This window comes from Streptomyces sp. NPDC054932, from assembly GCF_053610205.1.
Map to the genome: position 1 here is coordinate 1 of NZ_JBSGXU010000106.1, position 21,560 is coordinate 21,560.

Consider the following 21,560-nt stretch of genomic DNA (forward strand, 5'->3'; position numbering starts at 1 on the left):
GGCTGTCCCTCCCGCCGGCCGGAGCGGGTGAACTCCTGGCGGCGGGCCCGCAGGTGGCACGGGCGGCCGCCGCGGCCGGGCGCTGGGCCCGGCTGCTGACGGCCGCCCAGTGCCTGGGCGTCGGGGAGGCACTACTGGCCCGGACGGTGGAGTACGCGAAGCAGCGCACCCAGTTCGGGGTGCCGATCGGGTCCTTCCAGGCGGTGAAGCACCGGCTGGCGGACACCCTGATCGGCCTGGAGTTCGCCCGCCCGCTGGTGTGGGCGGCGGCGCTGTCGCCGGCCCCGGGCGAGGTGGCCGCGGCGAAACTGTCGGCCGGTGAGGCGTCCTACCGGGCGGCGGCGACGGCGCTGCAGCTCCACGGCGCGGTGGGCTACACCGAGGAGCTGGACCTGTCCCTGTGGCTGCGCAAGGCCCGCCCGCTGCGCGACGCCTGGGGGACGCCGTCGGCCTGCCGGGCCGAGGTCCTGCGGTCCGTCACACCCGGGCGACGCTGACGCTCACCACGTACTGCTCCTCGACCGTGCCGTCCGGGAAGAGCGGGTTCAGCAGCTCCCGCTCCCCCGCGAAGTACGCGCGGGTGCGCTCCTCGCCCAGGAGCAGGAAGGCGGAGTGGCTGGCGAGGTTGGCGAGGTGGTCGTCCAGCGTGATGCGCCGGGACCACCGCACGGACCGGGTGGTGAGCTCGCCGAGGCCCTCGGGCAGCGTGCGCAGGGTCTGCCCCTCGACCCCGAAGAAGGCCCGCAGCCGCTCGTCCTGTTCGGCGATCCACGGGACACCGGTGTCCGCGTCGTTCCACCAGATCGCGAGCGCGCCGCCGGGACGCAGCACCCGCCGGGCCTCGGGCACGGAGCGGGCCGGGTCGGTCCAGTGCCAGGCCTGGGCGTAGGTGAGCAGGTCGAACGCGCCGGTCGCCAGCGGCAGCCGGTCCCCGTCCCCGCGCACGATCGGGATCCCGGGGTGCGTGCGGCGGAATTCGGCGGCCATCCCGTCACCGGGCTCCACGGCGAGCACCTCGGCGCCGCGCTCGCGCAGCAGCGCGGTGGCGATCCCGGTGCCGGCTCCCGCGTCCGCCACCCGCGCTCCGGCGAGCGGGCGCCCGGCGAGCTCCTCGATGGCGTCGAAGAGGGCCGGAGGGTATCCGGGGCGGTGGGCTCCGTACAAAGCGGCTGCTGCGTCGAAGGAACGGGCACGTGTCGTCATGCGTCCATTGTTTTCGATCAAGCAATCGACAACAAGATCGAGGCAAGGGCACCATGCGAAGGACGATGACCGGGATGACCGGGATGACGCTGTGCGTCGCGGCGGCCGTACTGCTCACCGGCTGCGGCAGCGCGAAGCCGAAGCCGGCGGCGGCGGAGAGCGGCGGCCCGAAGCCCGCCGGGAGCGCCTCGTCCGCCCCCGCGAAGTCCGCCCCGGCGAAGGCCGGCGGGGCGACCCACGAGGTGACGCTCGAGGTCGGCGGCACCGGCAGCACGGCGATCATGTTCAGCGGCATCGGCAGCGGGTTCGAGCAGCAGACCCTGCCGTGGTCGAAGAGCGGCACCGCGGAACTCACCGCCGCGGAGCAGAAGGTGGGCTATCTGGTGAATGTCGTTCCGGGCACGATCAAGGGCCCCGACGGCAAGCTGCAGCAGGCCCCGTGCGTCATCAAGGTCGACGGGAAGAAGGTCGCGGAGAGCGACGGCGTCACGACCGTGAAGGGCTGCTCCTACACGATCAAGTAGGCGCGGCCCGGCGGACTGCACCCACGGTGACCTCAGAGCCGGGGGCGGCGCAGGGAGATCCGTCCGACGACGGCGGTCTGGAGCAGGATCAGGGCCCCGGTGCCGATCGCCGGCCAGCGCGGCCGGTCCGGGCGCCCGCCGATCTGCCAGGCCGGTCCGTCGGGGTCCACCGTCACCGTCAGCCGGGCGCCGACCGGAAGGTCCATCGCCACCGGGCCGGGCAGGTCCCGGCCCGCCTCGGTGCGCAGCCGCAGCGACGGGGAGAGGGCCGCGCCGTCCTCCACCATGGTCCGCTCGGCGACGACGGCCTGTTCCTCCCGGCCGCGGTCGTGGAGGGTGTGCCGGTCCCAGGTGATCCCTCCGGCGACGGCGATCCCGACCGCGAGGAATGCCACGGAGGTGCGGGCGACGAACTCCGCGTCGGTGCCGTGCGATACGGCCGCGCCGAGGACGAAGACGGCCAGCAGGACCGGGACCCAGAGGCCCTCGGGGCCCTCCAGCAGCCGGATCGCACCGACCTCCGCCGCCAGGAGAAGGCAGATGCGCAGGATCGCGCCCGGCAGTCTCCGTATCAGTTCAGCCATGGACACATCATGCACAGCATGTCCGGGGGCCGGTAGGATCAGCCCGCCCCCCGGACCCCTGCCCTCCGGACCCCCGCCACCCAGGCCCCGGCCGCCCGCAGCGCGGCGGCGCCCGCCGGCAGCGGCAGGCCCAGGAAGCCGTGGAAGACGCCCGGGTGGAGCTGGACCGTGCACGCGACGCCGGCCGCCGCCAGTCGGCGGGCGTAGGCGAGGCCCTCGTCGCGCAGCACGTCGCAGTCGGCGAGGACGATCAGGGCGGGCGGCAGGCCGGACAGGTCGGGGGCTCGCAGCGGTGAGACGTGGGGGTGTTCCGGGTCGCCGCCGTACTGGTCCCAGTACCAGGCCATGTGGGCGGCGGTGTGGAAGTACCCCTCCGCGTACGTCTCCACGGAGGCGGAGTCCATCGAGGCGTCCAGCGGCGGATAGAACAACAGCTGACCCGCGGCGAGTTCGGGCGCGCGCAGGGCGGTGACCGCCGCGAGGTTGCCGCCGCTGGAGTCCCCCGCCAGCACCACCCGGTCGGGTGCGCAGCCGAGCGCCCGGGCCCGGGCCCTGGCCCAGAGCAGTACGGTCAGCGCGTCGTCCGGGGCCGCCGGCCAGGGGTGTTCGGGGGCGAGCCGGTAGTCCGCCGAGACGACCACCGCGTCCGCCGCCGACGCCAGGGAGCGGCACGTCGCGTCGTGGGTGTCCAGGCCGCACATCATCCAGCCGCCGCCGTGCAGGAAGACCACCAGGGGGCGGTCGTACGCGCCGGGCCCGGGATCGTAGATCCGGACCGGGACCCCGCCCGCGACCGTGTCGGACACGGAGGCCACGGCCGGGCCGCCCGCGCGGCCGCCGGACCCGGCCGTCGCCGCCGCCCGCAGGGCCCGTGTGTCGCCCGGCCGCGGGAAGCCCGCGGTCATCGCGTCGCACAGTTGCCTGGCCTCCGGTGTCAGGGGATCTCGCGTGCTCATGCCGCCGTCATCCCCCCGTCCACGGTGAACTCGGTGCCCGTCATGTACGAGGAGGCGTCCGAGCAGAGGAAGAGGACCAGCTCCCCGACCTCCTCCGGGCGGCCCATCCGCCCCAGTGGTACGTGCGACCAGTCCCGGCCCGCGACCGCCTCGGCCACCATCGGGGTGTCGATGGCCCCCGGGTGCACCGAGTTGACCCGGATCCGGTCCCCGGCGAGGTCGAGCGCCGCCGACCGGGTCAGTCCGCGCAGCCCGAACTTGGTGGATCCGTAGGCGGCGTGGCCCGGTATCCCGACCAGTCCGGCGGTGGAGGAGATGTTGACGATCGAGCCGCCCCCGCCCGCCCGCAGCACCGGCGCCACCGCCCGGATGCCGAGGAAGGGGCCGAGCAGGTTGACCCGCAGGAGCGTCTCGAAGTCGTCGAGCCGCTGCCGTTCCACATGGGCCGTGCGCCACAGGGCCGCGTTGTTGACCAGTGCCGAGACCGTCCCGAAGGCCCGGACCGTCCGATCCACCACCGTCGCCCAGCTCGCCGCGTCGGCCACGTCGTGGCGTACGTACAGCCCCTGGTCGCCGAGTTCGGCGGCCACCGCCCGGCCCTCCTCCTCCCGCAGGTCGGTGACGACGACCCGGGCACCGGCCGCCGCGAACAGCCGGGCCTCGGCGGCACCCTGGCCGCGCCCGGCACCGGTGATCACGACGACCTTTCCGTCGAGGCGCTCCCCCATGACTCAGCCGTCCCTCCATCCGATATTTCGAACAGAAATACTTCTAGCAGTCATGCCCTGCAGGGGGAAGGGTGCCGTGGGGGCCGGTCGTAGACTGCGCTGCGTGGCAGACGAGACGAACAGGCGCCCGCTCCCCGCAACCAGCTGGGCGGTGCTCGGGCTGCTCTCCTTCGGCGAGGAGCTCTCCGGTTACGACCTGAAGAAGTGGTCGGACCGGTCGCTGCGGTTCTTCTACTGGAGCCCGTCGTTCAGCCAGATCTACGGCGAGCTCAAGCGGCTGGAGAAGGCCGGCCACGTCTCCTCGCGGCTGGTGGCCCAGGACACCGGGACGCGCGACAAGCGGGTGTACCGGATCACGGACGAAGGCCTGACGGCCGTACGGGAATGGGCCCGCGAGGCCCCCGTCGACCCGCCCGTCCTCAAGCACGGGCCGATGCTGCGGCTGTGGCTGGGCCACCTGCTGGAGCCGGAGCAGATGCGCGAGATCCTCGTACAGCACCAGGAGTTCGCGGAGGGGATGCGCCGCCGCGCCGTGGCCGACACGGAGGGCGCCGGGGACGAGCCTGCCCGGGCGTACCCGATGCTCACCCTCAAGTGGGCCGAGCGGTACTACGCCTCCGAGCGCGACCTCGCGGCCGCCATGCTCGACGACATCGAAGCGTCGGCCGCGGAGCGGGCCGGCCGGGCAGTCGGCGACAAGCCCGAACAGGGCGCGGCGGACGGGCGTACCCTCGCCCCATGACGGGCAGTGCGATCAGCCTACGCAAGGTCGAGGAGTCGGCTCCGGCCCTCGTGAACCTCTACAAGACGGCCGGGACATCCCTGCGCAAGTACGGCCTGGAGGGCGGACGCGCCTCCGTCTACCTGGTCCTGGACTACTCAGGGTCGATGCGCCCGTACTACGCGGACGGCAGCGTGCAGGCCCTCGCGGACCGGGTGCTGGGACTGTCCGCGCACCTGGACGACGACGGCCGCGTGCCGGTGGTGTTCTTCTCCACCGAGGTCGACGCGGTCGAGGAGATCTCCCTCGCCGGGCACGAGGGCCGGGTCACCCAGATCGCCTCCGGGCTGGGCCACATGGGCAGGACGGCCTACCACGCGGCGATGGACGCGGTCATCGACCACTACCTGGACTCGGGAGCGACGGCGCCCGCCCTGGTCGTCTTCCAGACCGACGGCGGGCCGATCAACAAGCTCGCGGCGGAGAGGTACCTGTGCAAGGCGGCCCGGCTGCCGCTCTTCTGGCAGTTCGTCGGCTTCGGCAACACGCGCAGCACGCAGTTCGACTTCCTGCGGCGCCTGGACGAACTGCCCGTTCCGGCGAAACGGGCCGTGGACAACGCGGGCTACTTCCACGCGGGCCTCGACCCGCGCACCGTGCCGGACGGCGAACTGTACGACCGCCTCGTCGGGGAATTCCCGGCCTGGCTGGCGGCGGCCCGGGGAGCGGGCATCGTGCGCGCCTGACCTGCGACCGCCGGTGCCCGCGCTTTGATGGACATATGACGCATACCAGCTGGGCAGTCTTCGAGAAGGCGGAACCGGAGTTCGCTGCGGCCGTCCAGGCCCGTTTCGCGCAGTACCCGCACCACGTCCTGGCCACCCTGCGCAAGGACGGCTCCCCCCGGGCGACCGGGCTGAATGTCGACATCCGGGGCGGGGAGCTGTGGCTCGGCATGATGGCCGGCTCTATGAAGGCCCGGGACCTCCAGCACGACCCGCGCTTCGCCCTGCACACCAATCCGGGTGAGGGCGAGACCATGCCGGACGGGGACGTACGGGTCTCCGGGCGCGCGGTGGAGCTCGTGGACCCGCCCGAACTCCACCGGTACGCGGAGGAGACGGAGACCCCGCACCCCTTCCACCTCTTCTACGCCGACCTGACGGAGGTCGTCCACGTGGGCGTGCAGGGCGACGACCTGGTGGTGCGGTCGTGGACCCCGGCACGCGGTCTGCGCACCCTGCGCCGCGGCAACGACGACGAACCGCCGCGCGAGGACCCGGCCCCCTAGGGGGTGTCCGCAAAGTAGCGCCGGCGCCCGGACTCCGAGGTGAAGCCCGGCATCGCCTGGGCGACGGCGAGGCAGACGAGCTCGGAATCGGTCAGCCGGGGAGGGCGTCCCAGCCACCGGGTGTCCGTGATCTCGTCGTCGATCTTCACATCCAGTGCGGTGAGCAGGGCGTCTGCGGGTCCCGGTCCGGCCCGTGATTGCCGAACCCCGCGCCATGCTCATGCCATCGGTGTCACAATCGGACATTGTGTGGACAACGCTTGCGCCGCTCATCGGCGTCCTGCTCGGCGGGCTCATGTCGATGCTGGCCCAGCGCTCGGCAGGACGCGCCTTGGAACGCGGCGAGGCGCGCCGCAGTGTTCGTGAACTTGCCGAGGCGCGCCGCAACGAGCGCCTCACCCACCTCATCGAATTTCTGTCTGCGGTGCAGGAAGCTGAACGAGTCGCGGTGGATCGGCATCACCACAACCTGGCTGACGAGCAGTGGCAGGCCCGGGCAAGGCAGGTCCTTGACAGGGTGTGGGTGACGCAGAAGACGATCCACGTGCTGTGCACGTCTGAGGTCAGCGAAGCGGCACGCAGCCTCGCGTGGACAGTACAGGAGGTGATCAGGAAGGGCCCCGAAGACCCGGGAGAGCCACAGGACGAGAAGGTCTGGGCGCACATCCGTCCGAGCCGACAGGCATTCCTTGATCTCGTGCGCGACCAGCTGAGTTGAAACCCCGGGGAGGGATTCGGCAGCTGCCGTGAGCGGCCCGGGGCAAGCAGCACCGGCTCCGGCCTCCATTGTGCGGCGAGCATCATCTGCTTCGCCGGCTTCTCGAGGGACGCAAAGCCCGCCTTGGCGCAGGAGGCGTGCATGTCCACGGGCCGGCAGCAGGCCATCGAATGACCCCTCGGCCCATCGACAAGCTGATCACGATCACGTCGGAATGACTCGTCTAGCTGAGCGGGGGCGGGCCGCCGATCGGGCCGAGGGCGGTCGGGTTCACGTCCAGCCAGCTGCGGTCGATGTTGAGGGTGATCCCGCCGTAGGTGGCGTCGTGGTCGCCGCGGAACTGGTGGGCCCGGCGCGGGCCGGCCCACTTGGCCGTGCGCTTGGGCAGCCCCATGTCGGCGTCGCGGACGGTGGCCGAGAGGTTCCAGCGGGCGGCCCAGAGCACGTCCGGCATGGCCTGCGGGGCCTGGTGGTAGTGGGCGCTCAGCGCCTTGACGCCGGAGCTCACCGAGACGTAGGCGGCGGAGCGGAAGCCCAGTTCGTGCAGCCGGTCCGTCCAGGCGGTCAGGTAGGCGACGACCGGGGCGTCCCAGGTGGCGCGGTCCGTGTAGTTCTCCAGGTCGTTGTAGAGCACCGTGCCCTCGGCCAGCCGCAGCGACCGGGCCGCGTCGACGGCGCCCTCGGCGGCCTCCCGGCCCTGCCCGTTGGCCTCGGAGGGGTCGGTGGACAGCCCGGTGGCGGCGTTGTGCCAGGGCTGCGGACCCACCCAGATCGGCATCAGGTGCCACCCCGCGGCGGCCTGCCGTTCCACCCAGCGGGCGGTGAGCCGCGGCTGGGCGCAGGCCCGGGCCCGGCCGCCGATGTAGACGCCGATCGCGCCGAAGGGGGAGGCGGTCCGCCAGGTGTCCATGGTCTTCTGGGCCGGGGCGGTGCAGGCGTCGAAGCCCTCGCCCTTGAAGGGCTTCTGGGCGTTGTGGGACTTCGCGCCGTCGGCGGCCGGCACGGCCGGGGCGGGGGCCGGTGGCCCGGCGGGCGGCGGCGCCACCGCGCGCGCCTGCGCCAGGACCCTCCGTACGGCGTCGGGCGTGGCCCCGTAGGAGACGGTGGCCATGACCCCGGACCGGTGCAGCGCGTACCTGAGCTCATGGCTGTCGGAGCGGGGCGGGGTCTCGCGCAGCGCGCTCCAGGAGTCCACGGCGACCGTCGGGATGTCGGCGCGCTCCGGGGCGCCGTCGAGCGGTTCGAGGTGCAGGGTGTCGGCGCGGCCGGCGACGGCGCGGCCGGTGCATTCGGCCTGGGTGCCGACGGGCCCGAGGTAGAGGGTGGGCAGGTCGAGGCGCAGGCATGCGTCGGGGGTGCGGTCGAGGTCGACGACCCGCCAGTCGGCGGGGAGGGCGAGGCGCAGCCCGCGGTAGTCGACGGTCTGCGCCTCTGCGGCGGCGGGCGTGGCGGACGTGCCGGGAATGAGCAGGGCGGCGCCGAGGAGACCGCTCAGCAGCGTTCGGATGGGGGCCATGATCCAGATGGGTACCAGACGCCAGCGTCCGCGAACTTCGCGCGCTGCGGGCACAGTTGGCCCGTCCGGCCTAGCGGTGCCCAGCCCGGCCCGTCGGGACGGGTCACCTGCACGAGTGAGGTGGGCCCGGGCGAGTAAGGTCGAAGGGGCGGCCGAAGCCAGTTGCGTTGGCTTCGGCCGCCTCCTCGCTCTCGCCCGGTCAGGCCGTCCGGCGGCGCAGCCACCGGGCGCAGAACCAGGCCAGCAGCCCGGAGAGCGCGAGGAAGGTCCCGGTCTCGACCCACTGGAAGGTCCAGTAGCGGTCGGCGGGCTGGTAGGCGACCTCCGTGTGGAGGTCGGAGGTGGTGAAGCACTCGAAGGGGTCCGCATCACGATCCGCGCAGCCGCGCGGGCCCCGGACCTCCCGGCCGGACCGATCGAGTACCGCGCCGGGGTCGGAGACGACCCAGGCGCCGGGCCTGAGGACCCCGACCTCCAGGTGGGCGTCGTCGCCGTAGCCCTTCAGCTGGACGTGGTTCACGTTCCAGCCGTCCGCCGGCGCACCGGATTCCCCGTCCCTGCCGACGGGCGCCAGGACGAGGGAGCTGAGCGCGACGTCGGTGCGCTCCGGCGTCACGAAGTGCGGGCGGATCGCGAAGGGCACGAGGATCTGGACCGCGAGGAAGGCGACCAGGGTCGCGGCCATCGCGGGCACGGTGCGCCGGATCAGCAGCCCGGCGCAGGCGCCGAGGGTGAAGGCGAACGCCGCGTAGCCGAGGGGGACGATCGCACGGCCGCTGAACATGAGCGGGGTGAACCGGTCCAGGTTGACCCGGTCGATGGGACTGGCCCACCAGGTCACCAGCAGGCTGAGCACGCCGGTGACGGCGACGGCGATCAGGCCGACGCCCCCGAGCTTGACCAGGAGCCAGCGGCCGCGGGTGATGCTCTGGTTCCAGATGAGCCGGTGGGTGCCGGTCTCCAGTTCACGGGCGATCAGCGGGGCGCCCCAGAAGACGCCGATGACGCCGGGCACGGCGAGCAGCGCGCTCGTGACGTAGTAGGTCAGGGTCCGGTACTCGACGACCAGCCCGTTCCTGGCCCTTTCGCAGTCGCCCCGGCAGTCGGCGACGGTGCTGTCGTAGAGGTCGCGCATCTGGAGGCCGGTGACGGCGAGGAATATCGCGAAGGCCGCGAGAACGCCGAGGGCCACGAGCGTCTGGACGCGGTATTGGCGCCAGGTCAGCCAGATCATCGCTGGTTCTCCAGGGTGGCTCGGGGGCCTGGCCCGGCGGCGGCCCGACTCATGTAGGTGATGACGAGGTCCTCCAGGTTGAGGGGTTCCAGGACCCAGGAGGGGTCGTGGACCGCCTTGTCGGAGCACACGATGAAGGTGCTCTGCCGCTCGGTGCGGGTCTCCTGGACGACCTGCATGCCCTGGGGCAGGGTGTCCGCCCCGCGGCGGGCGGTGGTGAGCCGGAAGTGGGTGGCGAGCAGGTCGTCGACGTCGCCCGCGAGCTGGACGCGGGAGGCGACCAGCGAGATCAGGTGGTCGCAGACCCGTTCCAGGTCGGACACCAGGTGCGAGGAGAGCACGACGGTGGTTCCGTGTTCGGCCACGACCTCCATCAGGCTCTGCAGGAACTCCCGCCGGGCCAGCGGGTCCAGCGCGGCGACGGGCTCGTCGAGGATCAGCAGCTCGGGCCGTTTGGCCACGGCGAGCGTCAGGGCCACTTGGGCGCGCTGGCCGCCGGAGAGCTTGCCCGCCTTCTGGGCGGGGTCCAGGCCGAGCTGCCGGATCCGGTCCTGTGCCAGCTGTGCGTCCCAGCCCGGGTTGAGCCGGGCGCCGAGCTTCAGGTGGTCGGCGATGGACAGGCCCGCGTAGGTGGGGGTGTCCTGGGCGACGAAACCGACCCTGGCGAGCTGCTCGGGTCCGGACGCGGGCCGGCCGCCGAGCACCTCGATGGTGCCGGAGGTAGGGCCGATGAGCCCGCAGGCCAGCTGCAACAGGGTCGACTTGCCGGCCCCGTTGGGGCCGACCAGGCCGACGACCCGGCCGGACGGCACGCTCAGGGTGCAGTCGCTCAGCGCCTCTTTGCGGCCGTACCGCTTGCCCAGCCCGCGGGCTTCCAATATTGCGGTCATTGCTCCTCTTCGATGTGCGGGTCCGTGCCGGTTCGGGGGGCGCGGAAGGTGCTCAGGAACAGGGCCTCGATGCTCTCCTCGCCCAGCCCGGCGGCCCGCGCCCTCGCCAGCCAGCCCTGCAGCTCCTGGCGCAGCGGCTCGTGCTCGGACAGCGAGTCGTCGCTGAGCGTGCCGGAGATGAACGTGCCGACCCCCGGCTTCTTCGCGACCAGGCCCTCGTACTCGAGCTCGCGGTACGCCTTGAGCACGGTGTTGGGGTTGATCGCCACGCCGGCAGCGACGTCCTTGACCGTCGGCAGCCGGTCCCCCTCGGCCAGCAGCCCCAACCGCAGGGCCTGACGCACCTGGTGGACGAGCTGCATGTACGGGGCGACGCCGGAGCGGGCATCGAGGTGAAACTCGATCACTGTCCTCCTCTATTCATCTAGCTTCCTAGCACTATAGGACTATGGGTGTCCGATCGCTGTCAAGCGAGTGGGCGCCAACAGGGCTACGAGCAGCGCGAATTGGACGGTGACCTTCCCGGCTGAGTACGCGTACTCAGGCAGATGTCAGTACCGCTGGGTAGCGTCGCGACTGTCCGACGGACGGACGATCACGACAACCTGGGGGACGACATGAAGAAGCGCACGACCGCCCTGGCGGCCCTGGCCCCGGCTCTCGCACTGGCCCTGGCGGCGAGCCCGGCCCAGGCCGCGCCGACGGGCGAGGTCATCGGCTACCCGGGCCCCGACGGTCTGATCTGGATCGCCGACCAGGCCGGTTCCAGCGGCTTCGTCTCGGGCGGCCTCTCCGAGCGACTGGACACGTTCATCACGTTCGGCTGCGCCGACGGCGGGAGCATCGAGGTGTCGTTCCGGCTCCAGGAACACCCGGACCGCGACCCGGCCCCCTTCACCGTCGACTGCCCCGGCACGGACCCGACGGTCGTCACGCTCCCCCTCGGCACCGGCCTCCACGGCGGATTCACCGCGTGGGTGACCGCCTCGACCCCGTCCACCCGCTGGGGCGCCACGGTCACCCAGCCCGAGTAGCCCCGCACGCGCCGGAGCGCCCGCCGTACCCGGCGGGCGCGCCGGCGGAAGGTCAATCGGTGCCGTGTGCGATCAGGGGCGGTGCTGCACGGCCCGGATGAACGACACCCACGTGGCAGCCCCGAAAACGAGGACCGGCCCCGCGTCGCCGGCCAGCTTGCTGTCGCGCACGGGGACCAGGCCGGGGAGGTCGTCGGACACCTCGACGCAGCTGCCGCCGTCTCCATTGCTGTACGAGGACTTGCGCCAGGACAGGCCGTTCACGTCTGCGCGCATGTCGCATACTCCTCCGCCACCGACTCGATCAGGGTCAGGGACACCTCCGGCGACAGCGCAGCGGCCCTGGCAAGATCGTATGACCTCCAGTAACGCTGAACCAGGGCCGGATAGTCGAGCAGCTGCCCCGAGTAGGGGCCTTCCGTGTACGCCACATCGGGCGCATCGGCGAACTGCATGATGGTCATCATCGAACCCAGCGCTCCATGGGCGCCGGCTGCGAAAGGCACGACCTGCACGGTGATCCGATGGGCGCGAGCGTACGAAGCGACGTGCCGCAACTGAGCCGCCATCACAGCAGGACCTCCGACCGCCGTGCGCAGCACCGACTCGTGCAGGACCACCCACATCTCAGGGGTTTCCGGATCGCCGAGAAGTCGTGCGCGTTCGATGCGCGCCGCGACCAGGGCGTCAACACGCTCGGCAAGCGCAGTCGGCTTGGCGGCCCGGATCACCGCCCGTGCATAGGCCTCCGTCTGGAGCAGCCCCGGAACCAGGGTCGGGGCGTACTCGTAGATGGCCGTCGCCAGTCCTTCCAACTCGGCCGCGGCGGCGAAGTACTCGCTGTGCTTGGATTTGAACGCCCTGGCCAGGCGGAAGAAATAGTCCCCCGTGTTGAGCTCCCGGTCGATGAGCCTGGCGATCTCGGGGCGCAGCCGACGACGCCCGCTCTCCATCATCCCGACGTACGCCCCCGTGGCGAAGATGCGCTCGCCCAGCCCGTCCTGGGTCAGCCCCGCCGCCTCGCGCTTCCCCCGCAGTTCCTCACGGGCGAACTCCTCCGGCGTCTGCGCTCCACCCTCGTCCTTCGGCTTGGCCATGAGCCAACTCCCCGCTTCCGCAGTGCCCTCGCTCCGCGAGAAGCGTAGTCCTGCCCGCGCCGACGGTTCAGCGGAACGCATCGATACGACTACAGAACGCCACGGCGCCCGCCACCCCTGGTCGGGGACGTGGCGGGCGCCGTGTCGGAGTGCCGCACTCCGTTGTGCGGACCGTATGAGGGGTCCCGGCCCTGCGCGGGCCGGGGGTACTGCGGGTCGTTACACGGTCAGCGAGCGGTCCGTCGGCTTGACCGGGTACGGGAGGGCGCTGCTGCCGGTCAGGAAGCGGTCCACGCCGCGGGCGGCCGAGCGGCCCTCCGCGATGGCCCAGACGATGAGCGACTGGCCGCGGCCCGCGTCGCCGGCGACGAAGACGCCGTCCACGTTGGTCGCGTAGGAGGCGTCGCGGTCGATGTTGCCGCGGGCGTCCATCTCCAGGCCGAACTGCTGGGTGAGGCCGTTCGCCTGGTCGGTGCCCGTGAAGCCCATCGCCAGGGTGACCAGCTGCGCGGGGAGGACGCGCTCGGTGCCGGGCTTCTGGACGAGCTTGCCGTCCTCGAAGGCGACCTCGATCAGGTGCAGGGCCTGGACGTTGCCGTCCTCGTCGCCCTCGAAGTGGGTGGTGGAGACGGAGTAGACCCGCTCGCCGCCCTCCTCGTGGGCCGATGTGACCTTGTAGAGCATCGGGAAGGTCGGCCAGGGCTGGTTGGCGTTCCGCTCCTCGCCCGGCTTGGGCATGATCTCCAGCTGCGTGACGGAGGCCGCGCCCTGACGGTGGGCGGTGCCCACGCAGTCCGCGCCGGTGTCGCCGCCGCCGATGACGACCACGTGCTTGCCCTCGGCCGTGATGGGGGGCGCCATGAAGTCGCCCTCCTGGACCTTGTTGGCGAGCGGCAGGTACTCCATCGCGAAGTGGATGCCGTTCAGCTCGCGGCCCGGGACCGGCAGGTCGCGGGAGACGGTCGCGCCCGCCGCGATGACCACCGCGTCGAACCGCTTGCGCAGGTCGGTGGCGGTGATGTCGCGGCCGACCTCGATGCCGGTGCGGAACTTGGTGCCCTCCGCGCGCATCTGCTCGATGCGGCGGTTGATGTGCACCTTCTCCATCTTGAACTCGGGGATGCCGTAGCGCAGCAGGCCGCCGATGCGGTCGGCACGCTCGTACACGACCACGGTGTGGCCGGCCCGGGTCAGCTGCTGGGCGGCGGCCAGACCGGCCGGGCCCGAGCCGATGACGGCTGCCGTCTTGCCGGACAGCCGCTCCGGCGCCTGCGGGGTGACGTCGCCGTTGTCCCACGCCTTGTCGATGATCGAGACTTCGACGTTCTTGATGGTCACGGCGGGCTGGTTGATGCCGAGCACGCACGCCGACTCACAGGGGGCCGGGCACAGCCGCCCGGTGAACTCCGGGAAGTTGTTCGTCGCGTGCAGGCGCTCCGACGCCGCCGCCCAGTCCTCGCGGTAGGCGTAGTCGTTCCACTCCGGGATCAGGTTCCCGAGCGGGCACCCGTTGTGGCAGAACGGGATGCCGCAGTCCATGCAGCGGCCGGCCTGCTTGCTGATGATCGGGAGCAGCGAGCCCGGGACGTAGACCTCGTTCCAGTCCTTCAGCCGATCGGCGACGGGACGGGTACAGGCGGTCTCGCGCGGGGTGGTGAGGAAGCCCTTCGGGTCAGCCATGGGTCGCCGCCTCCATCATCTTCTCCGTGGTCTCGGATTCCGAGAGTCCGGCGAGCTCAGCGGCGTCCTTGGCGGCGAGCACTGCCTTGTACGTGGTGGGGATGATCTTGCTGAAGCGGTCCACCGCGACGGACCAGTCAGCCAGGAGCTTCGCGGCCACGGTCGAGCCGGTCTCCTCCTCGTGGCGGCGCACCACATCGTGCAGCCACTGCTTGTCGGTGTCGGACAGGGCCTCCACGGCGCCCGCGTTGCCGACGTTGACGTTGTGCGGGTCGAGGTCGATGACGTACGCGACGCCGCCCGACATGCCGGCCGCGAAGTTGCGGCCCGTCTCGCCCAGGACGACCGCCCGGCCACCGGTCATGTACTCGCAGCCGTGGTCGCCCACGCCCTCCGAGACGACCAGCGCACCCGAGTTGCGGACGCAGAAGCGCTCGCCGGTGCGGCCGCGCAGGAACATCTCGCCGCCGGTGGCTCCGTAGCCGATGGTGTTGCCGGCGATGGTGGAGTACTCGGCGAGGTGGTCGGCGCCGCGGTCCGGGCGGACCACGATGCGGCCGCCGGAGAGGCCCTTGCCGACGTAGTCGTTGGCGTCGCCCTCCAGGCGGAGGGTGATGCCCTTCGGCACGAAGGCGCCGAAGGACTGGCCGGCGCTGCCCGTGAAGGTCAGGTCGATGGTGTTGTCGGGCAGGCCCGCGCCACCGAACTTCTTGGTGACCTGGTGGCCGAGCATCGTGCCGACGGTCCGGTTGATGTTGCGGATCGCGACCTGGGCGCGGACCGGCTGGGCGGCCTCGGCGGTGTCGGCGGCGAGGGCGTCGGCGGCGAGCTCGATCAGCTCGTTGTCGAGGGCCTTCTCCAGACCGTGGTCCTGCTCGATCAGGGCGTGGCGGACCGCGCCCTCGGGCAGCTCCGGCACGTAGAAGAGCGGCTCCAGGTCGAGACCCTGCGCCTTCCAGTGCGTGACGGCCTTGGTGGTGTCGAGGAGCTCGGCGTGACCGACGGCCTCCTCGATCGTGCGGAAGCCCAGCTCGGCGAGGATCTCGCGCACCTCCTCCGCGATGTACTCGAAGAAGTTGACGACGAACTCGGGCTTGCCGGAGAAGCGGTCGCGCAGGACCGGGTTCTGGGTGGCGATGCCGACCGGGCAGGTGTCCAGGTGGCAGACGCGCATCATGACGCAGCCGGAGACGACGAGCGGCGCGGTCGCGAAACCGAACTCCTCGGCGCCGAGCAGCGCGGCGATGACCACGTCGCGGCCGGTCTTGAGCTGGCCGTCCGTCTGGACGACGATCCGGTCGCGCAGCCCGTTGAGCAGCAGGGTCTGCTGGGTCTCGGCGAGGCCGAGCTCCCAGGGGCCGCCCGCGTGCTTGAGCGAGGTGAGCGGGGAGGCGCCCGTTCCGCCGTCGTGGCCGGAGATGAGGACGACGTCCGCGTGGGCCTTGGAGACACCGGCGGCGACCGTACCCACGCCGACCTCGGAGACCAGCTTCACGTGGATGCGGGCGACCGGGTTGGCGTTCTTGAGGTCGTGGATCAGCTGAGCCAGGTCCTCGATGGAGTAGATGTCGTGGTGCGGCGGCGGGGAGATCAGGCCGACACCCGGGGTGGAGTGCCGGGTCTTGGCGACCCACGGGTAGACCTTGTGGCCGGGCAGCTGGCCGCCCTCGCCGGGCTTGGCGCCCTGCGCCATCTTGATCTGGATGTCGTCCGCGTTGACCAGGTACTCCGAGGTCACGCCGAAGCGGCCGGAGGCGACCTGCTTGATGGACGAGCGCCGCGCCGGGTCGTACAGGCGGTCCGGGTCCTCGCCGCCCTCACCGGTGTTGGACTTGGCGCCCAGCTGGTTCATGGCGATGGCGAGGGTCTCGTGCGCCTCCTTGGAGATGGAGCCGTACGACATGGCGCCGGTGGAGAAGCGCTTGACGATGTCGGCGACCGACTCGACCTCGTCGATGGAGATGGCTTCGCGGTCCGACTTGAAGCCGAACAGGCCGCGGAGCGTCATCAGGCGCTCGGACTGCTCGTTCACCCGGGCCGTGTACTGCTTGAAGATGTCGTACCGGCGGTTGCGGGTGGCGTGCTGGAGGCGGAAGACCGTCTCCGGGTCGAACAGGTGCGGCTCGCCCTCGCGGCGCCACTGGTACTCGCCGCCGATCTCCAGCGCGCGGTGCGTGGCCGCGATGCCGGAGACGGGGTACGCCTTGGCGTGGCGCGCGGCCACTTCCTTGGCGATGACGTCCAGGCCGGCGCCGCCGATCTTGGTGGCGGTGCCGTTGAAGTAGGTCTCGACGAACTCGTCGTTCAGGCCGACGGCCTCGAAGACCTGGGCGCCGCGGTAGGAGGCGACGGTGGAGATGCCCATCTTGGACATGACCTTCAGGACGCCCTTGCCGAGCGCGTAGATCAGGTTCTTGATGGCCTGCTCCGGCTCCAGGCCGGACAGGAAGGTACCGGCGCGCAGCAGGTCCTCGACGGACTCCATGGCGAGGTACGGGTTGACCGCGGCCGCGCCGTAGCCGATGAGCAGGGCGACGTGGTGGACCTCGCGGACGTCACCGGCCTCGACCAGCAGACCCACCTGGGTGCGCTGCTTGGTGGCGATGAGGTGGTGGTGCACGGCGGAGGTGAGCAGCAGCGAGGGGATCGGTGCGTGCTCGGCGTCCGAGTGGCGGTCCGAGAGGACGATCAGGCGGGCGCCGTTGGCGATGGCCGCGTCGGCCTCGGCGCGGATCTCCTCGATCCGGGCGGCCAGGGCCTCGCCGCCGCCGGAGACCCGGTAGAGGCCGGAGAGCGTGGCGGCCTTCATGCCGGGCATGTCGCCGTCGGCGTTGATGTGGATGAGCTTGGCCAGCTCGTCGTTGTCGATCACCGGGAAGGGCAGGGTGACGCTGCGGCAGGACGCGGCGGTCGACTCCAGCAGGTTGCCCTGCGGGCCGAGCGAGGACAGCAGCGAGGTGACGAGCTCCTCGCGGATGGCGTCCAGCGGCGGGTTGGTGACCTGCGCGAAGAGCTGGGTGAAGTAGTCGAAGAGCAGCCGGGGGCGCTCGGACAGGGCCGCGATCGGCGAGTCCGTACCCATGGAGCCGAGCGGCTCGCCGGCGGTGCGGGCCATCGGCGCGAGGATGACGCGGAGCTCTTCCTCGGTGTAGCCGAAGGTCTGCTGGCGGCGGGTGACCGAGGCGTGGGTGTGCACGATGTGCTCACGCTCGGGCAGGTCCGACAGCTCGATCTCGCCGGTCTCCAGCCATTCCGCGTACGGGGCGGCGGCGGCCAGCTCGTTCTTGATCTCGTCGTCCTCGATGATCCGCTTCTGGGCGGTGTCGACGAGGAACATCTTGCCGGGCTGCAGGCGGCCCTTGCGGACGACCTTGGCGGGGTCGATGTCGAGCACGCCGACCTCGGAGCCGAGGACGACGAGGCCGTCGTCGGTGACCCAGTAGCGGCCGGGGCGCAGACCGTTGCGGTCGAGGACCGCGCCGACCTGGGTGCCGTCGGTGAAGGTGACGCAGGCCGGGCCGTCCCAGGGCTCCATCTGGGTGGAGTGGTACTTGTAGAACGCGCGGCGGGCCGGGTCCATGGAGGTGTGGTTCTCCCACGCCTCCGGGATCATCATCAGCACGCTGTGCGGGAGCGACCGGCCACCGAGGTGGAGCAGCTCCAGGACCTCGTCGAAGGAGGCCGAGTCGGAGGCGTCCGGGGTGCAGATCGGGAAGATCCGGTCCAGCACGCCGTCGCCGAAGGCCTCGGAGGCCAGCTGGGACTCGCGGGCCTTCATCCAGTTGCGGTTGCCCTTGACCGTGTTGATCTCGCCGTTGTGCGCGACGAAGCGGTACGGGTGGGCGAGCGGCCACGACGGGAACGTGTTCGTGGAGAAGCGCGAGTGGACCAGGGCGACGGCCGAGGCGAAGCGGCGGTCGGAGAGGTCCGGGAAGAAGGGCTCCAGCTGGCCGGTGGTCAGCATGCCCTTGTAGACGATGGTGCGGGCGGAGAGCGACGGGAAGTAGACACCGGCCTCGCGCTCGGCGCGCTTGCGCAGCACGAAGGCCTTGCGGTCCAGCTCGATGCCGCTCGTGCCGTTGGACACGAAGAGCTGCGAGAAGGCCGGCATGGTGGCGCGGGCGCCGTTGCCGAGCAGGTCCGGGGTGACCGGGACCTCGCGCCAGCCGAGAACCGTGAGGTTCTCCTCGGCGGCGATGACCTCGATCTGCTCCTGCGCGACGGCCTGTGCGGTGCCGTCGGCGGGGAGGAAGGCGATACCGACGGCGTAGGCGCCGGCCTCGGGGAGCTCGAAGCCGGTCACGTCGCGCAGGAACGCGTCCGGGACCTGGCTGAGGATTCCGGCGCCGTCGCCCGAGTCCGGCTCGGAGCCGGTCGCGCCGCGGTGCTCGAGGTTCCGCAATACGGTCAGTGCCTGCTCAACGAGCGTGTGGGTGGCCTCGCCGGTGAGGTTCGCCACGAATCCGACGCCACAGGCGTCCTTCTCGTTGCGCGGGTCGTACATGCCCTGCTGGGCGGGGCGACCGTCCATGGGCGACCAGGCGGTGGTGCTGGGGCCGGTCGCGGAGTGCGTGGATGCGGAACGCATCGGCTCTCCCGTCGTCGTCGTGGCATATGTGCATAGCCGAGGGACGACGTTGGCCCTCTGCGAAATTTCGTGCAGATTACATGATGACGACAATCCCGAGAAGCGGATACGTCATTCCAGCATGCGGACACTGCACGGGGCAGAAAGAGGGGACTTTCGCGGCGCGCTACGGAGGTATCGCGGGGCGGAGGTCCCTGTGCAGGGCGGGCATCATTGCCCGGAGCCCTGGTCTGATGCCCGGCGGACACGGGATCGAAACCGCCGAGTAACGGACTACTTATGTTGCGTTCTGCATAGTGTCTCACTCCAGCCGCGGTCAGCCTATGGCTGCACCGATCCAGGTTCCCAGGATGTACGTCACACCGGCGGCCGCGCCACCCAGGGCCAGCTGGCGCACGCCGCTGTACCACCAGGACCGTGCGGTGACCCGGGAGACGATCGCCCCGCAGGCGAACAGCCCGGCCAGCGCGAGCAGCACCGCGGGCCACAGGACCGTTGCGCCGAGCAGGTACGGCAGTACGGGGAGCAGCGCACCCAGCGCGAAGGAACCGAAGGACGAGACCGCGGCGACGAGCGGCGAGGGCAGGTCGTCGGGGTCGATCCCGAGCTCCTCACGGGCGTGGATCTCCAGCGCCTGCTCGGGGTCGCGCGACAGCTGCATGGCGACCTCGCGGGCGAGCGGCGGCTCGACGCCGCGGGAGACGTAGAGCTCGGCGAGCTCCTCCATCTCGTCGATCGGGTGCTTGCGCAACTGCTGACGCTCCACGTCCAGTTCGGCGAGGACCAGTTCACGCTGCGAGGCGACGGAGGTGTATTCGCCGGCCGCCATCGAGAAGGCACCGGCCGCGAGACCCGCCAGCCCGGTGATGACGACGGCGTGCGGGGCGACGGCGCCGCCGGCCACGCCGGTCATCAGGGCGAGGTTGGAGACGAGCCCGTCCATGGCACCGAAGACGGCCGGCCGCAGCCATCCGCCGTTGACGTCACGGTGGGTGTGGTTGTCACGGTGGGCGGTGTGCAGTGGTGCTTCGATGTCGATGATGGACATGCGTGGAATCTCCCCAAATGTGCGAACGGACGCCGAGACGCGCCCCGCTCCCCCTGAACACCTCGAAACTACGCACGATTTCTGCCGCCCGCCAGCAAGGAAGGCCGTACTTACCTGGGCTTTTGTGGGTCGGCGACCGGGTGACGGGGGTGTTCGCGGGGTGTTTCGCGGCGGGCGACAAACCACATGCCATGGCACAAATCCCCCAAGGGCTCATGATGAGCCCCATCGAAGGTGGGAGAGGCGCGCCATGGAGCCGATGAAGCTGATTGCATGCAATCCGCAGGTCCTCCTCGAACGGGCCAGGGGCGCTCTTCTCGGACTCGCCGTGGGCGACGCGCTGGGTGCCCCCGCGGAGAACATGAAGCCGTCGGAGATCCGGGCGAAGTGGGGCCGCATCGAAGGCTTCGTGTCGGAGGACCCGGCGGGCACGGACGACACCGAGTACGCGATCTTCTCGGGGCTGCTGCTGGCCCGCCACGGCTCGGCGCTCACCGTCTCCCACGTGGAACGCGCCTGGCACCACTGGATCGCCGACCTCGACGAAGGCCCGTTCCGGGGCGCCGGGTTCTCGGAGCGCGGCACCCTCGAGAACCTCCGCCGGGGCCTGGCCGCACCCATCTCGGCCCAGCACCGGCACGCATGGTCGGACGGCCTGGCCATGCGGGCCGCGCCGTTCGGCGTCTTCGCCGCGGGCCGGCCTGCGGAAGCGGCCCGGCTCGTCGCCATCGACGGCTCGGTCAGCCACGACGGCGAGGGCATCTACGGCGGCCAGGCGGTGGCCGCGGGCGTGGCCGCGGCCATGGCGGGCGGCTCCCCCGTCTCGGTGGTCTCGGCGGCCCTGTCCGTCATCCCGTCCGACTCGTGGACGGCCCGCTCCCTGCGCCGGGCGGTCACCGCAGCCCCGCGCGGCGAACGGGCCGTGCGCTCGGCGGTGGTCATCGGCGGCTACCCGTGGACCGACCTGGCCCCGGAGGCGGTGGGCCTGGCCTTCGGCGCCTTCGCCGCCTGCCGCGGCGACTTCCCGTCCTCCGTCCTCACCGCCGTGAACATGGGCCGCGACGCCGACACGACGGCGGCGGTGGCGGGCGCCCTGGCCGGCGCGCTGTCGGGCGCGGCAGCGGTCCCCGCCGCCTGGGCCGCGGCGATCGGCCCGGTCCGCGGCAGCTGCCTCCCCTCGATGCGGGGCTACCACGTCCTGGACATCGCGGACCTCCTCACCCCCGAATGCGAGGCCCCCCGATGACCCCCTCCCCGGACGACCTGCCCACCCCCACCCCGACGGACCGAGGCCCAGAAACCCCGCCCCCGGGTACGCCCCCGACCCCGGCCCCGGCCGAGCGGCGGCCGGGGGCCCTGACCCCGGGCGGTCAGGCCCGGGCCGAGGCGCCGGCCCCGGGAACGGGCCCGACCCCGGCGGAGCCGGGGTCCAGGGGCCTGGGCACGGGCGTCGCAGACCTGGGCACGGACCCAGGGGGCCTGACCCAGGGGGGACGCGCCCCCACCGGAATGTCCCCGCACGCAGCGTCGGCACTGTCCTCGGGTACGGAGGGGGGTGGGGTGGTAACCGTCCTCGCACCCGCTCCCGCGGCGGGATCCCGGATCGTGGTCCGGGCCGGGCAGCACGCTCTGGGCACGCTCCCGGCCGGGGCCGCGCAGCACGCAGCGGGCACGGCCGCCCCCACCCGGGCACAGACCCGTACGGCCGCGACCGCGGTCGAGACGGTGTCCGGGGTCGGCACCGGCAC

At 71.8% G+C, this 21,560-nt stretch carries 21 protein-coding genes and 1 pseudogene; 8 read left to right on the forward strand and 14 right to left on the reverse strand.

Annotated elements, in window-relative coordinates; translation table 11 throughout:
- Positions 1–497, forward strand: a 497-nt coding sequence (locus ACWGE1_RS25355; protein ID WP_453422786.1) for an acyl-CoA dehydrogenase family protein, incomplete at its 5' end; no start/stop codon positions are given.
- Here the strand turns inward: ACWGE1_RS25355 and ACWGE1_RS25360 are convergent.
- Entirely contained in the window at positions 478–1,203 is a 726-nt protein-coding gene (locus tag ACWGE1_RS25360) for a class I SAM-dependent methyltransferase (RefSeq protein ID WP_453422787.1), read from the reverse strand. The two genes, ACWGE1_RS25355 and ACWGE1_RS25360, sit on opposite strands and share 20 nt — an antisense overlap.
- Positions 1,204–1,277: 74 nt before the next feature.
- Between ACWGE1_RS25360 and ACWGE1_RS25365 the strand changes: the two genes are divergently transcribed.
- A complete protein-coding gene (locus ACWGE1_RS25365; RefSeq protein WP_453422788.1) occupies positions 1,278–1,727 on the forward strand; it encodes a hypothetical protein in 450 nt (149 codons plus the stop codon).
- A gap of 32 nt (positions 1,728–1,759) precedes the next feature.
- Here the strand turns inward: ACWGE1_RS25365 and ACWGE1_RS25370 are convergent, their stop codons facing one another.
- Genes ACWGE1_RS25370 through ACWGE1_RS25380 form a run of 3 tightly spaced genes read right to left on the reverse strand, consistent with a single transcriptional unit; the run spans position 1,760 to position 3,995 of the window.
- Positions 1,760–2,311, reverse strand: a complete 552-nt coding sequence (locus ACWGE1_RS25370; RefSeq protein WP_453422789.1) for a hypothetical protein — start codon at positions 2,309–2,311, stop codon at positions 1,760–1,762.
- A gap of 38 nt (positions 2,312–2,349) precedes the next feature.
- Entirely contained in the window at positions 2,350–3,267 is a 918-nt protein-coding gene (locus ACWGE1_RS25375; protein WP_453422790.1) for an alpha/beta hydrolase, read from the reverse strand.
- The gene (locus tag ACWGE1_RS25380; RefSeq protein ID WP_453422791.1) at positions 3,264–3,995 is read right to left on the reverse strand and encodes an SDR family NAD(P)-dependent oxidoreductase; all 732 of its coding nucleotides are present in this window, start codon (positions 3,993–3,995) and stop codon (positions 3,264–3,266) included. Before ACWGE1_RS25380 ends, ACWGE1_RS25375 begins: the two co-directional genes overlap by 4 nt.
- Positions 3,996–4,089: 94 nt before the next feature.
- Here ACWGE1_RS25380 and ACWGE1_RS25385 point away from each other — a divergent pair, with 94 nt between their 5' ends.
- The 3 genes from ACWGE1_RS25385 to ACWGE1_RS25395 are packed head-to-tail and all read left to right on the forward strand — an operon-like array spanning position 4,090 to position 6,007.
- On the forward strand, positions 4,090–4,737 hold the full coding sequence (locus ACWGE1_RS25385) for a PadR family transcriptional regulator (protein ID WP_453422809.1): 648 nt from the start codon (positions 4,090–4,092) through the stop codon (positions 4,735–4,737).
- Positions 4,734–5,462: a vWA domain-containing protein gene (locus ACWGE1_RS25390; RefSeq protein ID WP_453422792.1), complete on the forward strand. Its 729-nt coding sequence runs from the start codon at positions 4,734–4,736 to the stop codon at positions 5,460–5,462. The genes ACWGE1_RS25385 and ACWGE1_RS25390 overlap by 4 nt, the downstream gene beginning before the upstream one ends.
- 35 nt (positions 5,463–5,497) lie before the next feature.
- Positions 5,498–6,007, forward strand: a complete 510-nt coding sequence (locus ACWGE1_RS25395; RefSeq protein ID WP_453422793.1) for a pyridoxamine 5'-phosphate oxidase family protein — start codon at positions 5,498–5,500, stop codon at positions 6,005–6,007.
- Positions 6,008–6,021: 14 nt separating this feature from the next.
- Here the strand turns inward: ACWGE1_RS25395 and ACWGE1_RS25400 are convergent.
- Positions 6,022–6,174 (reverse strand): annotated as a pseudogene (locus ACWGE1_RS25400) (IS982 family transposase); the annotation flags it as partial.
- Positions 6,175–6,200: 26 nt separating this feature from the next.
- Between ACWGE1_RS25400 and ACWGE1_RS25405 the strand changes: the two are divergent.
- Positions 6,201–6,725 (forward strand): hypothetical protein, encoded by a 525-nt coding sequence (locus ACWGE1_RS25405; protein WP_453422794.1) that lies wholly within the window; start codon positions 6,201–6,203, stop codon positions 6,723–6,725.
- 223 nt (positions 6,726–6,948) lie between these two features.
- Here ACWGE1_RS25405 and ACWGE1_RS25410 read toward each other — a convergent pair whose 3' ends face one another.
- From ACWGE1_RS25410 to ACWGE1_RS25425, 4 genes are all read right to left on the reverse strand, one after another.
- Complete coding sequence (locus ACWGE1_RS25410; RefSeq protein WP_453422795.1) at positions 6,949–8,241, reverse strand: DUF1906 domain-containing protein; 1,293 nt, start codon at positions 8,239–8,241, stop codon at positions 6,949–6,951.
- A gap of 199 nt (positions 8,242–8,440) precedes the next feature.
- On the reverse strand, positions 8,441–9,475 hold the full coding sequence (locus ACWGE1_RS25415) for an ABC transporter permease (RefSeq protein WP_453422796.1): 1,035 nt from the start codon (positions 9,473–9,475) through the stop codon (positions 8,441–8,443).
- Entirely contained in the window at positions 9,472–10,365 is an 894-nt protein-coding gene (locus tag ACWGE1_RS25420) for an ABC transporter ATP-binding protein (RefSeq protein WP_453422797.1), read from the reverse strand. The genes ACWGE1_RS25415 and ACWGE1_RS25420 overlap by 4 nt, the downstream gene beginning before the upstream one ends.
- Complete coding sequence (locus ACWGE1_RS25425; RefSeq protein WP_453422798.1) at positions 10,362–10,772, reverse strand: GntR family transcriptional regulator; 411 nt, start codon at positions 10,770–10,772, stop codon at positions 10,362–10,364. The genes ACWGE1_RS25420 and ACWGE1_RS25425 overlap by 4 nt, the downstream gene beginning before the upstream one ends.
- 210 nt (positions 10,773–10,982) lie before the next feature.
- Here ACWGE1_RS25425 and ACWGE1_RS25430 point away from each other — a divergent pair, with 210 nt between their 5' ends.
- Positions 10,983–11,399, forward strand: coding sequence for a hypothetical protein (locus tag ACWGE1_RS25430; protein ID WP_453422799.1), 417 nt, complete (start codon positions 10,983–10,985; stop codon positions 11,397–11,399).
- 72 nt (positions 11,400–11,471) lie between these two features.
- Here ACWGE1_RS25430 and ACWGE1_RS25435 read toward each other — a convergent pair whose 3' ends face one another.
- From ACWGE1_RS25435 to ACWGE1_RS25455, 5 genes are all read right to left on the reverse strand, one after another.
- The gene (locus ACWGE1_RS25435) at positions 11,472–11,675 is read right to left on the reverse strand and encodes a DUF397 domain-containing protein (RefSeq protein WP_453422800.1); all 204 of its coding nucleotides are present in this window, start codon (positions 11,673–11,675) and stop codon (positions 11,472–11,474) included.
- Positions 11,660–12,496: a helix-turn-helix domain-containing protein gene (locus ACWGE1_RS25440; protein WP_453422801.1), complete on the reverse strand. Its 837-nt coding sequence runs from the start codon at positions 12,494–12,496 to the stop codon at positions 11,660–11,662. The genes ACWGE1_RS25435 and ACWGE1_RS25440 overlap by 16 nt, the downstream gene beginning before the upstream one ends.
- Before the next feature lie 219 nt (positions 12,497–12,715).
- A complete protein-coding gene (locus ACWGE1_RS25445; RefSeq protein WP_453422802.1) occupies positions 12,716–14,176 on the reverse strand; it encodes a glutamate synthase subunit beta in 1,461 nt (486 codons plus the stop codon).
- Positions 14,169–18,707 carry a glutamate synthase large subunit gene (gene gltB / locus ACWGE1_RS25450; RefSeq protein WP_453422810.1) on the reverse strand — a complete coding sequence of 1,513 codons (4,539 nt, stop codon included), beginning with the start codon at positions 18,705–18,707 and terminating at the stop codon, positions 14,169–14,171. The genes ACWGE1_RS25445 and gltB overlap by 8 nt, the downstream gene beginning before the upstream one ends.
- Positions 18,708–19,080: 373 nt before the next feature.
- A complete protein-coding gene (locus tag ACWGE1_RS25455; protein WP_453422803.1) occupies positions 19,081–19,812 on the reverse strand; it encodes a VIT1/CCC1 transporter family protein in 732 nt (243 codons plus the stop codon).
- Between the two features lie 259 nt (positions 19,813–20,071).
- Here ACWGE1_RS25455 and ACWGE1_RS25460 point away from each other — a divergent pair, with 259 nt between their 5' ends.
- A complete protein-coding gene (locus ACWGE1_RS25460) occupies positions 20,072–21,058 on the forward strand; it encodes an ADP-ribosylglycohydrolase family protein (protein ID WP_453422804.1) in 987 nt (328 codons plus the stop codon).
- Positions 21,059–21,560: the final 502 nt, after the last annotated feature.